This window comes from Chelatococcus sp. CO-6 (assembly GCF_001271345.1).
In the GTDB taxonomy this organism is placed as follows: domain Bacteria; phylum Pseudomonadota; class Alphaproteobacteria; order Rhizobiales; family Beijerinckiaceae; genus Chelatococcus_A; species Chelatococcus_A caeni.
This window is the reverse complement of sequence record NZ_CP012398.1, coordinates 432,460-444,691: the sequence shown is the minus strand read 5'-3', so window position 1 is coordinate 444,691 and position 12,232 is coordinate 432,460. Positions and strand designations below refer to the sequence as shown.

Here is a 12,232-nt window from a genome sequence, read left to right as displayed (position 1 = left end):
CGAGAAGGATAATCGCGCTTGCGCGTGGAACTCGACGCGACGGACTGGAAGATCCTGAAGGAACTCCAGGCAGACGGCCGCATCACCAATGTGGAGCTGGCGCGCCGCGCCGGACTTTCCGCGCCTCCCTGCCTGCGCCGCGTGCGGGCGCTCGAGGAAGCCGGCATCATCCGGGGCTACCGGGCGATCCTCGACCAGCGGCGCCTGGGCTATGATGTCACCTGCTTCGCCATGGTCAATCTCGCGAGCCAGGCCGAGGCGGACCTCGAGGCCTTCGCCGCGCGCATCCGCCAGATGCCGCTGGTGCGCGAATGCTGGACCCTGTCGGGCGAGACGGACTTCCTCCTCAAATGCGTGGCGCCGGACCTGCGCTCCTTCCAGTCCTTCGTGCTGGAGCTGACGGCGATGCCGAACGTGCGCAACGTGCGCACGGCGCTGACGCTCGACCTCGTCAAGGACGAGCCGATCGTGCCGATGGCGGACGGATCGGGAGCGGGGTAGGGGCGGACCGGCTGGCCGGGCGTTTGGGTTATCAGCCGGTCGCGTCGGGACCGCTGGCCCGATTCTCACCGCCGCCGTGCCCACGCTTGTCGCGGGCATGACGGCCGAGAACGGCGTGCAGGCGTCATGGCCGGGCTTGTCTCGGCCATCCACGCCCTTCCGACCTCGCGCCAGCGCCGCGGCGTGGATGCCCGGGATAAGCGCGGGCATGACGGCTCATGGGGCTGGATGATCTTGTCACGCCATGCATTCGGTCAATGTCCAGACCGCTCACGGCAACCGTTTCCCACGTTCAATCAATGTCTTGAAGCCAGGCGAGGACGTCAATCGGACAGCCGGTACAAGCCCGGCCAAGACGGCGGGGATGTCGGACCGGCGCTGTGGGCGCCGTCTGATCGGCTCGACCGATGCGATGTCGTTGCGTAGGCCAAACAGGTGCGCGGGGCTACCGTCCGACGATCTTGCGCTTGACCCAGTCGGCATAGAGCTGGGCGATGGTGGCGGCGCGGCGCTGTTCGTTGTCGGCGAGATACCACGGGCCGGAATAGCTCGACGGCAGGGCGAAGAGGATCGGGTAGCGCGCCTCGATCTCGCCGCGGCGGCCGACGATGAGCGCCTCGCCGTCGAGATAGTCGCTGTCGGAGCCGCCCTCGGCGAAATCCGTGCCGTTGATGCGGATGGAGGTGCCGCCCGACCAGGCCGACAAGGTGAGGCTCTTGAGGCGCACGACGAGACGCGGCGCCGTGCGGTCGCGCGGAGCGAGCCGGTCGGCGAAGGCGCTCGCGAGCGCCTCCGACAGGCTGTCGCCGACGAGCGTCGCGAAGGGGCCCTGGCCTTGCGCGACGAGGGCCGAGATGTCGACCGAGATGGCCGAGAGGCGCAGCGCCTCGGCCTCGCCCGCCGGCAGCGGCGTCGTCCCCGGCGTGACGCAGGCGCCGAGCGCCAGCGTGCCGGCGAGCGCGGCCATGCCGAGGAGGTGACGACGCGACACCGTTGCCATGGAAGGCCTCCGAATCCGGATCAGCCGAAGCGGACGTTGATGATCTCGTATGACTTGCCGCCGCCGGGGGTCACCACCTCGACGCTGTCGCCGATGGACTTGCCGATGAGGGCGCGGGCAACCGGGGAGGTGACGGAGACGCGGCCGGAATGGACGTCCGCCTCGGGCTCGCCGACGATCTGGTAGACCTTCTCCTCCTCCGTGTCCTCGTCGACGAGGGTCACGGTGGCGCCGAACTTTACGGTGTGGCCATTGAGCTTGCTGAGGTCGATGACGTCGGCGCGCGACAGGAGGCTCTCGAGCTCCTGGATGCGGCCCTCGTTGAGGCTCTGCGCTTCCTTGGCGGCGTGATATTCCGCGTTCTCCGAGAGGTCGCCGAGCGCACGCGCCTCGGCGATCGCCTGGATGATGCGCGGACGCTCCTCCTGCTGGCGGCGCTTGAGCTCCGCTTCGAGGGCCGCATAGCCTGAGGCGGTCATCGGGATCTTTTCCATCGCGTACGTTCTCTCACAACAAAGATGCCGTCCGGGGCCGCAATCGTACCCCGTGACGCGTGATGAAACTCGACGTGTTGCGGCCTGCGTCTCGCCTAGGCGCTCTTCGAGCCGGCCGGCCAGTACTCCTGCAACGCTCGCACCTCGAGGTCGCCGGCGAGATAGGCCTTGATACCTTCGGCGGCGGCGGCCGCACCGGCAAGAGTGGTGTAATAGGGCACCTTATGCAAGAGGGCCGCGCGGCGCAGCTCGCGCGAGTCGTGCAGGGCCTGCGCGCCCTCCGTCGTGTTGAAGACGAGGTGGATCGAGCCGTTCTTGATGGCGTCGACGACGTTCGGCCGGCCTTCCAGAACCTTGTTGATACGCTCGGCCGCCACGCCCTTCTCGGCGAGGAAGCGCTGGGTGCCGCTCGTCGCCACCACGGTAAAGCCGAGGTCGGCGAGCGTCTGCACCACGGGCAGGATCCGGTCCTTGTCGGCGTCGCGGACGGAGACGAAGACCGTGCCGTCCTTCGGCACCTTGGTGCCGCCGCCGAGCTGGCTCTTGGCGAAGGCGACCCCGAAGGAGCGGTCGAGGCCGATGACCTCGCCGGTGGAGCGCATCTCCGGACCAAGCAGCACGTCGACGCCGGGGAAGCGGGCGAAGGGGAACACGGCCTCCTTCACGCCGATATGCGCCAGCTCCTTGGGCCTCAAGCCGAAATCGGCCAGCTTCTCGCCGGCCATGATGCGGGCCGCGATCTTGGCGATGGGCTCGCCGATGACCTTGGCGACGAAGGGCACCGTGCGCGAGGCGCGCGGATTGACCTCGAGCACGTAGATGTCGCCGTTCTTGATGGCGTACTGCACGTTCATGAGGCCGCCGACGTCGAGCGCGAGCGCGAGCGCCTTGGTCTGGCGCTCCAGCTCCTCCAGCGTCTCGGGCGAGAGCGAGCGCGGCGGCAGCGAGCAGGCCGAGTCGCCGGAGTGGATGCCGGCTTCCTCGATGTGCTCCATGATGCCCGCGATGAAGACGTCCTTGCCGTCGCAGAGGCAGTCGACGTCCACCTCGATGGCGTCCGAGAGGTAGCGGTCGAAGAGCAGCGGGTTCTTGCCGAGCAGGGTGTTGATCTGGCCGGTCTTGTCGTTGGGATAGCGCGCCTTGATGTCGTGCGGCACCAAGGCCGGCAGCGTGCCGAGCAGGTAGTCGCCGAAGGTGTCCTCGTCGCGGATGATGGCCATGGCGCGGCCGCCGAGCACGTAGGACGGGCGCACGACGAGCGGCAGGCCGACCTCGGCGGCGACGAGCCGGGCCTGCTCGACGGAATAGGCGATGCCGTTCTTCGGCTGCTTGAGGCCGAGCCGGTCGAGCAGGCGCTTGAAGCGGTCGCGGTCCTCGGCAAGGTCGATGGCATCGGGCGAGGTGCCGAGGATCGGCACCTTGTGCTCCTCCAGCGCGCGGGCGAGCTTCAGGGGCGTCTGCCCGCCGAACTGCACGATGACGCCGTGCAGGGTGCCGTTCTGCCGCTCGGTGTCGATGATCTCGATGACGTCCTCCGCCGTCAGCGGCTCGAAATAGAGCCGGTCGGAGGTGTCGTAGTCGGTCGAGACCGTCTCCGGGTTGCAGTTGACCATGATGGTCTCGTAGCCCGCATCGTCGAGGGCGAAGCAGGCATGGCAGCAGCAATAGTCGAACTCGATGCCCTGGCCGATGCGGTTCGGCCCGCCGCCGAGGATGACGACCTTCTTGGCGTCCGAGGGCTGCGCCTCGTCCGCCGGGGAGCCGGCGAAGGGCGCCGCATAGGTCGAGTACATATAGGCGGTGGGGGAGGCGAATTCGGCCGCGCAGGTGTCGATGCGCTTGAAGACCGGGCGCACGCCGAGCGAGCGGCGCAGGGCCTTGACCTCCTCCTCGCTCTTGCCGGCGAGGACGGCGAGGCGCGCATCCGAGAAGCCCATGGCCTTCAACTGCCGGAAGGCGCCGGGCGTCGTCGGCAGGCCGTACTTGCGGACCTTCGCCTCCGTCTCCACGATCCCCTGCATCTGCGCGATGAACCAGGGATCGATCTTGCAGGTCTCGTGGATCTGCTCGGCATCGACGCCCAGCCGCAGGGCCTGGGCGACGTTGAGGAGGCGCTCCGGCGTCGGCGTGCCGAGGGCGGCCTTGATGGCGTTCTTGTCGTCGCCCTGGCCGAGGCCGGGGATCTCGATCTCGTCGAGGCCGGTGAGGCCCGTCTCCAGCGAGCGCAGCGCCTTCTGCAGGCTCTCCTGGAAGGTGCGGCCGATGGCCATGGCCTCGCCGACCGACTTCATGGCCGTCGTCAGCACCGGCGCGGCGCCGGGGAACTTCTCGAAGGCGAAGCGCGGGATCTTGGTGACGACGTAGTCGATCGTCGGCTCGAAGGAGGCGGGCGTCGCCCCGCCGGTGATGTCGTTGGCGATCTCGTCGAGCGTGTAGCCGACCGCGAGCTTGGCCGCCACCTTGGCGATGGGGAAGCCGGTGGCCTTAGACGCCAGGGCCGACGAGCGCGAGACGCGCGGATTCATCTCGATCACGATCATGCGCCCGTTCGCCGGATTGACGGCGAACTGGACGTTGGAGCCGCCGGTCTCGACGCCGATCTCGCGCAGCACGGCGAGCGAGGCGTCGCGCATGATCTGGTATTCCTTGTCCGTCAGCGTCAGCGCCGGCGCCACCGTGATGGAATCGCCCGTGTGCACGCCCATCGGGTCGATGTTCTCGATGGAGCAGACGATGATGCAGTTGTCCGCCTTGTCGCGGACGACCTCCATCTCGTACTCCTTCCAGCCGAGCACGCTCTCCTCGATCAGCACCTCGTTCGTCGGGGAGGCGTCGATGCCGCGCTCGACGATGTCGATGAACTCTTCCTTGTTGTAGGCGATGCCGCCGCCGGTGCCGCCGAGCGTGAAGGAGGGGCGGATGATGGCCGGCAGGCCGATGTCGTCGAGGGCCTTCAAGGCATCGGCGAGATTGTCGATGTGGTGCGACTTCGGCGTGTCGAGGCCGATCTTGGTCATCGCCTCGCGGAAGAGCTCGCGGTCCTCGGCCTTGTCGATCGCCTCGGCGGTGGCGCCGATCATCTCGACGCCGAATTTCTCGAGCACGCCCATCTTCTTGAGCGACAGGGCGCAGTTGAGCGCCGTCTGGCCGCCCATGGTCGGCAGCAGGGCGTCGGGGCGCTCCTTCTCGATGATCTTCGCCACGATCTCGGGCGTGATCGGCTCGACATAGGTCGCGTCGGCGAGATCGGGATCGGTCATGATCGTCGCCGGGTTCGAATTGACGAGGATGATGCGGTAGCCTTCCGCCTTCAGCGCCTTGCAGGCCTGGGTGCCCGAATAGTCGAACTCGCACGCCTGTCCGATGACGATCGGCCCGGCGCCGATGATGAGGATCGAGGCGATGTCGGTGCGTTTGGGCATGCGTGTCGCTCGCGTCTTCGTCGTGACCTGGGGCGCCCGGCGGGACCGGCCGGGCACATAAAAAAAGGCCGCGCCATCGGCCTTCCATGAGAGCCGGAGCGCGTCCCCGTGTTTGCGTGGCGGGGAGCTTGCTCCGTCCACGTTCCGGCCCTCTTAGACGAGAATCGTCGACGTGGAAAGGGTTGTGCGCCCTGCGCATGGGTGCGCCCGTGCCGGGCGCTCACATGGCCGGCGCAGCGGGCGTTGCCGCAGGCGCCGCGGGGCCCTGATCGCGACCGGGACTAGCCGGCGCGCAGGGTGTGCGGCCGACGAGGCTCCCGAATCGCAGCCGGTGCGGCAATAATCCGTTCGCGGGGGCGCGCCGGGCGCCGGGGCCCTCAGGCCCGCTCGGCGCCGGGCTTGTGCCTGTCCATCATCTCGACGAAGCGGTCGAAGAGGTAATGGCTGTCCTGCGGGCCGGGCGAGGCTTCCGGGTGGTGCTGCACCGAGAAGGCGGGGCGGTCCTTCAGCGCGATGCCGCAATTGGAGCCGTCGAAGAGCGAGACATGCGTCTCCTCGGCGTTCTCCGGCAGGCTGTCGCGGTCGATGGCGAAGCCATGGTTCATGGACACGATCTCGACCTTGCCGGTCGTGTAATCCTTGACCGGATGGTTCGCGCCGTGGTGGCCCTGGTGCATCTTGGCCGTCTTCGCACCCACGGCGAGGCCGAGCATCTGGTGGCCGAGGCAGATGCCGAAGGTCGGCACCTTCCGGTCGAGCAGCGAGCGGATCAGCGGCACGGCATATTCACCGGTGGCGGCGGGGTCGCCCGGGCCGTTGGAGAGGAAGACGCCGTCGGGGGAGAGGGCGAGGACGTCCTCGGCGGTCGCCGTCGCCGGCACCACGGTGACCTTGCAGCCGCGCGCGGCGAGGAGGCGCAGGATGTTGCGCTTGACGCCGTAGTCCACCGCGACGACGTGGTGCCTGGCCTCTCCTTCGCGCCGGCCATAGCCCTCGCCGAGCACCCAGGTCGTCTCGTCCCATTCGTAGCGCTGCGTGGTGCCGACGAGGGGCACGAGGTCGAGCCCGTCCATCGACGGCACCTCGGCGGCGAGCTTCTTCAGGCGCTCGATGTCGAAATTGCCGGCGGGATCATGCGCGATGACGGCATTGGGCATGCCCTTCTCGCGGATGAGGGCGGTGAGCGCACGGGTGTCGATGCCGGAGAGGCCGACGATGCCGCGGGCCTTGAGCCAGGCGTCGAGATGGCGCGTCGCGCGCCAGTTCGAGGGCTCCGTCACGTCGGCGTGGACGATGATGCCGCGCACCTCGGCCGAGGCGGCCATGTTGACCGTCTCGATGTCCTCGTCGTTGACGCCGACATTGCCGATGTGGGGAAAGGTGAAGGTGATGATCTGCCCGGCGTAGGAGGGGTCCGTGAGGATTTCCTCGTAGCCCGTCATCGCCGTGTTGAAGCAGACCTCGCCGGTCGATTCGCCGGTTGCGCCGAGGCCGAAGCCTTCGAGCACGGTGCCGTCCGCCAGGACGAGGACAGCGGTTGCGCGCGGCTCTTGCCAACCGCCCGCCATTGCGTCGTCTTGCAGCATCGCCATGATCAGTTTAAGCCCTCGGCCGACGCCATCACGTCCGGCCATGAAAAACCGGGCCGGCCGCTTGCGGCCGTCCGCGCCACTGGCGGCGGAACCTAAGAAGCGCGGGCGCCGGCGTCAATGTACTTGTCGTGATGGAAGCCATAACAACGAGAGGATCGTCATGCGCGCACGCTTCACAGAGGCCATGAAGGAAGCCATGCGGGCGGGCGACAAGCCGCGGCTCGCGACCGTGCGGCTCATCCAGGCCGCCCTCAAGGACAAGGACATCGAGGCCCGCGGCGCCGGCCGCGGCGAGGCGAGCGAGGAGGAGATCCTCGCCATGCTGCAGAAGATGATCAAGCAGCGCCAGGAATCGGCCGAGATCTACGAGAAGGGCGGCCGGCCGGAACTCGCCGAGCAGGAGCGGGGCGAGATCGCCGTCATCACCTCCTTCCTGCCCCAGCAGATGGACGAGGCCGAGGTCGGCGCGGCGATTGACGCGGCCATCGCCGGGACCGGGGCCGCCGGCATCAAGGACATGGGCAAGGTGATCGGCGCCCTGAAGGCGAAATATGCCGGGCGCATGGATTTCGCCAAGGCGAGCGCGATGGTGAAGGCCAAGCTCGCGGGGTGAGCCGTCAGGCCTCGACGAGATCGAGCCTCTTCTCGATACGGTCGAGGCGGGCCTCGATACGGTCGATGCGGGACAACGAGGCGTATTGCTGCTTGAGCAGCCCGTATCGTTGCTCGAGAAGGCCGAGGCGCTGCTTGATCTCGCGATTGTCCTCGCGTAGCGCATCGACCTTCTCGTCGATGCGCCTCAGGTAGCGCAGGATGATGTTGTCCGGTTCCTCGGCCATGCCAAATTGTCGAGTGGTTGACGGGGCATGTCAATCGATCCCCGCCCGGGCGGGCGCCGCTGCGTGATACTCTGGCGAGCCGGTTGAACCCGGGCCCGGATTCGGAGAAGCCTGTGGATTGCGTTGATAAGCTCGTCCGCCAACTGCTTTGCGCCGGGGCGACACGCACGCGGTGCGCTTTCGGCTAGGATGCGTTAGAGCAAAGGCAGGACGATGCGTTTTCCGCCTTCCATCCTCGAGGAGATCAGGGCGCGGCTGCCGGTGACGGCGGTGGTGGGCAAGCGCGTGCGCCTCGTCAAGGCGGGGCGTGAGTGGAAGGGCCTGTCGCCCTTCAATGCCGAGAAGACGCCGTCCTTCTATGTCAACGACCAGAAGGGCTTCTATCACTGCTTCTCCTCCGGCAAGCACGGCGACATCTTCACCTTTCTCATGGAGGTCGACGGGCTCTCCTTCCCCGAGGCGGTGGAGCGGCTCGCGGCCGAGGCGGGCGTGACGCTGCCGAAGGTCTCGCGCGAGGCGGCTGCCGAGGAGGAGAAGCGCAAGAGCCTGCACGACGTGCTCGAGCTCGCCGCGTCTTTCTTCGAGGCGACGCTCGCCGCGCGCGAGGGGGCGAAGGCGCGGGACTATCTCGCCGGCCGCGGCCTCGGCCCCGACATCCAGCGGCGCTTCCGCATCGGCTATGCGCCGGCCGACCGCTTCGCGCTGCGCGACCACCTCGCGGCCAAGGGCGTGCCGTCGGAGATGATGGTCGAGGCCGGGCTGCTCGTGACGGGCGAGGACGTCGCCGTCCCCTACGACCGCTTCCGCGACCGGGTGATGTTTCCCATCGCGGACGTGCGCGGGCGGGTGATCGCCTTCGGCGGGCGGGCGATGAGCGCCGACATGCCGGCGAAATACCTCAACTCGCCCGAGACCCCGCTCTTCCACAAGGGGCGGCTCCTCTACAACCACCACCACGCCCGCAAGGCGGCGCACGACAGGGGCGCGGTCATCGCCGTCGAGGGCTATGTCGACGTCATCGCCTTGAGCGCAGCGGGCATCCATCACGCCGTCGCGCCGCTCGGCACGGCGCTGACGGAGGAGCAGCTCGCCCTCCTGTGGCGCATGGCCGACGAGCCGATCCTGTGCTTCGACGGCGACAAGGCCGGCCAGCGCGCCGCCTTCCGCGCCATCGACGTGGCGCTGCCGGCCCTGCAGCCGGGCAAGTCGCTGCGCTTCGCCCTCCTGCCGGAGGGGCAGGATCCGGACGACCTCGTGCGCAGCCGCGGGCCGGCGGCGATGGAGGCGGTGCTGGCGCAGGCGCGGCCCCTGTCGGACATGCTGTGGGCGCGCGAACTGGAGGCCGGGCCGCTCGACACGCCGGAGCGGCGGGCCGCGCTGGAGCGGCGCATCGGCGAGGTGCTCGGGCAGGTTCGGGACGAGGTGCTGCGGCGACATTATCGCGCAGATTTGATGGCGCGGCTCGGCGAGATGGCGCCCGCCGGCGCGATGCCGGCAGCGGCAGGCGGCCGTGGCGGTACCTGGCGCGGTCGCGACGGCGGGGGGCAGCGCGGCTACGGCCGCGCGCCCGGCAACTGGCGCGGCGGGGCGGGCCAGCGTGCCGCCGCCGCCTCCGTGCCTAAGGCGAGCCCATTGCTCGCCCGTCATCCGCTGTTCGCCGCCAGCGCACCCGCGGTTTCGCCGCGCGAGGCCTTGATCCTCATGACGCTGCTCGTGCATCCGCGCCTGCTCGAGGAGCATTGCGAGGCCATTGCGACGCTCGACTTTTCCGACGCGCAGGCGGCGCGTCTCAGGGCTGCGCTCGTCGATGCGGCGGCCGAGGGCACGAGCGACGGCGCTGCCATTTCCGCGCGGTTGGAGCGGGCGGGGCTCGGTCCCGTCATCGAGCAGTTCCGCCGTGCGGTGCGGCCCGGTGACGCCTGGGTACTTGAATCCGGCGCCGATTTGTCGGATGTGGAGAATGCCCTGCGTCAGGCCATCATCTTGCAAAGGCGCCGCCGCTCGCTACATAGCGAGTTGAAGGCGGCCGAGCGCGCATTGGCGCAGGACGACAGCGAGGCCAACCTCGTGCTGTTGTGCGATCTGCAGGCGCAGATAACATCGCTCGACGGTGCCGAGGCGGAGGTGGAGGCGGTCCGGACGCAGGCGGGAAACCTCGTACCGGGACGTAGCTCATGATGCGGGCCGCAGGCAAGATGCACCGGCCACGAAAGTTGTGGTCGACAGGTGAAGCCGGGAGATGGTTAACGGTTAGGCAAACGATCTTTGGCTTGATCGGCAGATGAGTGATTTGGGTGGCCCGGCCCGTGCCGGCGCTGCCTTTTCGTCTGTTGCAGCCGGAGAGCCTGCCGGGCGCGATGGACCGGGGCGAGTGGAGCAGTCAAATATGGCGACGAAAACGACGGAACGGGACGAGACGCAGGAAACGGCGGAAACGCAAACCGACAGCCCGCTGCTCGACCTGACCGACGCCGCTGTCAAGCGGATGATCAAGCTCGCCAAGAAGCGCGGCTACGTCACCTATGACGAGTTGAACGAGGTCCTGCCCTCGGAGGAGTTCTCCTCCGAGCAGATCGAGGACGTGCTCGCCCAGCTCAACGAGATGGGCATCAACGTCATCGAGTCGGAAGAGGCGGACGACGCCAACGCCGAGGGCGGCGAGACCGAGGAAGAGGAAGTCGACGGCGGCGACCTCGTCGAGGCGACGCGCTCGGCCCTGCCGGCCAAGGTCGAGACGAAGAGCGAGCCCGCCGAGCGCACCGACGATCCCGTGCGCATGTATCTGCGCGAGATGGGCTCCGTCGAGCTTCTCTCGCGCGAGGGCGAGATCGCCATCGCCAAGCGCATCGAGGCCGGCCGCGAGGCCATGATCGCCGGCCTGTGCGAAAGCCCGCTCACCTTCCAGGCCATCATCATCTGGCGCGACGAGCTCGTCGAGGGCCGCGTCCTGCTGCGCGACATCATCGACCTCGAGGCGACCTATGCCGACCCCGAGGGCAAGGGCACCCCGCGCGTCGCGGAGGACGGCGAGGACAGCGAGGAAACGGCCAGCGAGGACGAGAGCGCCATCGCCGAGGCCGAAGGCGACATGGACGAGGACGACATGGAGAACAACGTCTCCCTGTCGGCCATGGAGGCGGAGCTGAAGCCCCGCGTCCTCGAGACCTTCGACAGCATCGCCGAGAACTACAAGAAGCTGCGCCGCCTGCAGGACCAGGACATCGAGAACCGCCTGCAGAACCTCAAGCTGTCGCCGTCCCAGGAGCGCAAGTACAAGAAGCTCAAGGACGACATCATCGTCGACGTGAAGTCGCTGTCGCTCAACCAGAACCGCATCGATGCGCTGGTTGAGCAGCTCTACGACATCAACAAGCGGCTGATCGGCCTCGAGGGCCGGCTGATGCGCCTTGCCGAAAGCTATGGCGTGGCGCGCGAGGACTTCCTGCGCCAGCACCAGGGCGCCGAGCTCGACCCCAAGTGGGTGCTGCGCGTCTCCAAGCTCGGCACGCGCGGCTGGCGCGACTTCGTCGCCAACGAGAAGGACCGCATCAAGGACCTGCGCCAGGAGATCCAGACGCTCGCCTCCGAGACGGGGCTCGAGATCCTCGAGTTCCGCAAGATCGTCGCCATGGTGCAGAAGGGCGAGCGCGAGGCGCGCCAGGCGAAGAAGGAGATGATCGAGGCGAACCTGAGGCTCGTCATCTCCATCGCCAAGAAGTACACGAACCGCGGCCTGCAGTTCCTGGACCTCATCCAGGAGGGCAACATCGGCCTCATGAAGGCGGTCGACAAGTTCGAGTACCGGCGCGGCTACAAGTTCTCGACCTACGCCACCTGGTGGATCCGCCAGGCCATCACGCGCTCCATCGCGGACCAGGCGCGCACCATCCGCATCCCGGTGCACATGATCGAGACGATCAACAAGATCGTCCGCACCAGCCGGCAGATGCTGCACGAGATCGGCCGCGAGCCGACGCCGGAGGAGCTGGCCGAGAAGCTCGCCATGCCGCTCGAGAAGGTGCGCAAGGTGCTGAAGATCGCCAAGGAGCCGGTGTCGCTCGAGACGCCCATCGGCGACGAGGAGGACAGCCACCTCGGCGACTTCATCGAGGACAAGAACGCCGTCCTGCCCATCGACGCGGCGATCCAGTCCAACCTGCGCGAGACGACGACGCGCGTGCTCGCCTCGCTCACGCCGCGCGAGGAGCGCGTGCTCCGGATGCGCTTCGGCATCGGCATGAACACCGACCACACCCTCGAGGAGGTCGGCCAGCAGTTCTCGGTGACGCGCGAGCGCATCCGCCAGATCGAGGCCAAGGCGCTGCGCAAGCTCAAGCACCCGAGCCGCTCGCGCAAGCTGCGCAGCTTCCTCGACAACTGATCG

General features: G+C 68.1%; 9 protein-coding genes. 4 read left to right on the top strand and 5 right to left on the bottom strand.

From position 1 onward, the window contains the following. Window positions 1-18 precede the first annotated feature (18 nt). Window positions 19-501 carry an Lrp/AsnC family transcriptional regulator gene (locus tag AL346_RS02215; RefSeq protein WP_019400405.1) on the top strand — a complete coding sequence of 161 codons (483 nt, stop codon included), beginning with the start codon at window positions 19-21 and terminating at the stop codon, window positions 499-501. A 445-nt stretch (window positions 502-946) separates the two neighbouring features. Here AL346_RS02215 and AL346_RS02210 read toward each other — a convergent pair whose 3' ends face one another. The 4 genes from AL346_RS02210 to carA form a co-directional block, all read right to left on the bottom strand. Next, window positions 947-1,501, bottom strand: a complete 555-nt coding sequence (locus tag AL346_RS02210; RefSeq protein WP_019400406.1) for a hypothetical protein — start codon at window positions 1,499-1,501, stop codon at window positions 947-949. Window positions 1,502-1,521: 20 nt separating this feature from the next. Beyond that, on the bottom strand, window positions 1,522-1,995 hold the full coding sequence (greA, locus tag AL346_RS02205; protein WP_019400407.1) for a transcription elongation factor GreA: 474 nt from the start codon (window positions 1,993-1,995) through the stop codon (window positions 1,522-1,524). Window positions 1,996-2,090: 95 nt separating this feature from the next. Continuing rightward, window positions 2,091-5,417 (bottom strand): carbamoyl-phosphate synthase large subunit, encoded by a 3,327-nt coding sequence (gene carB, locus AL346_RS02200; protein ID WP_019400408.1) that lies wholly within the window; start codon window positions 5,415-5,417, stop codon window positions 2,091-2,093. Between the two features lie 377 nt (window positions 5,418-5,794). After that, complete coding sequence (carA, locus tag AL346_RS02195) at window positions 5,795-7,003, bottom strand: glutamine-hydrolyzing carbamoyl-phosphate synthase small subunit (protein WP_026014814.1); 1,209 nt, start codon at window positions 7,001-7,003, stop codon at window positions 5,795-5,797. Between the two features lie 166 nt (window positions 7,004-7,169). On the opposite strand from carA, the gene AL346_RS02190 reads away from it, so the two are divergent. Then, on the top strand, window positions 7,170-7,622 hold the full coding sequence (locus AL346_RS02190; RefSeq protein WP_019400410.1) for a GatB/YqeY domain-containing protein: 453 nt from the start codon (window positions 7,170-7,172) through the stop codon (window positions 7,620-7,622). Between the two features lie 4 nt (window positions 7,623-7,626). Here the strand turns inward: AL346_RS02190 and AL346_RS02185 are convergent, their stop codons facing one another. Next, on the bottom strand, window positions 7,627-7,848 hold the full coding sequence (locus tag AL346_RS02185; protein WP_019400411.1) for a hypothetical protein: 222 nt from the start codon (window positions 7,846-7,848) through the stop codon (window positions 7,627-7,629). A gap of 213 nt (window positions 7,849-8,061) precedes the next feature. Between AL346_RS02185 and dnaG the strand changes: the two genes are divergently transcribed. Beyond that, the gene (gene dnaG, locus AL346_RS02180) at window positions 8,062-10,026 is read left to right on the top strand and encodes a DNA primase (protein WP_053193212.1); all 1,965 of its coding nucleotides are present in this window, start codon (window positions 8,062-8,064) and stop codon (window positions 10,024-10,026) included. Between the two features lie 208 nt (window positions 10,027-10,234). After that, window positions 10,235-12,229, top strand: a complete 1,995-nt coding sequence (gene rpoD, locus AL346_RS02175; RefSeq protein WP_019401671.1) for an RNA polymerase sigma factor RpoD — start codon at window positions 10,235-10,237, stop codon at window positions 12,227-12,229. Window positions 12,230-12,232: the final 3 nt, after the last annotated feature.

Excerpts from the sequence above, each read along its gene's own strand:
- AL346_RS02185 (WP_019400411.1), bottom strand. The coding sequence starts at position 7,848 with ATGGCCGAGGAACCGGACAACATCATCCTGCGCTACCTGAGGCGCATC.
- rpoD (WP_019401671.1), top strand. The coding sequence starts at position 10,235 with ATGGCGACGAAAACGACGGAACGGGACGAGACGCAGGAAACGGCGGAA.
- AL346_RS02190 (WP_019400410.1), top strand. The coding sequence starts at position 7,170 with ATGCGCGCACGCTTCACAGAGGCCATGAAGGAAGCCATGCGGGCGGGC.
- dnaG (WP_053193212.1), top strand. The coding sequence starts at position 8,062 with ATGCGTTTTCCGCCTTCCATCCTCGAGGAGATCAGGGCGCGGCTGCCG.
- AL346_RS02210 (WP_019400406.1), bottom strand. The coding sequence starts at position 1,501 with ATGGCAACGGTGTCGCGTCGTCACCTCCTCGGCATGGCCGCGCTCGCC.
- greA (WP_019400407.1), bottom strand. The coding sequence starts at position 1,995 with ATGGAAAAGATCCCGATGACCGCCTCAGGCTATGCGGCCCTCGAAGCG.
- carB (WP_019400408.1), bottom strand. The coding sequence starts at position 5,417 with ATGCCCAAACGCACCGACATCGCCTCGATCCTCATCATCGGCGCCGGG.
- carA (WP_026014814.1), bottom strand. The coding sequence starts at position 7,003 with ATGCTGCAAGACGACGCAATGGCGGGCGGTTGGCAAGAGCCGCGCGCA.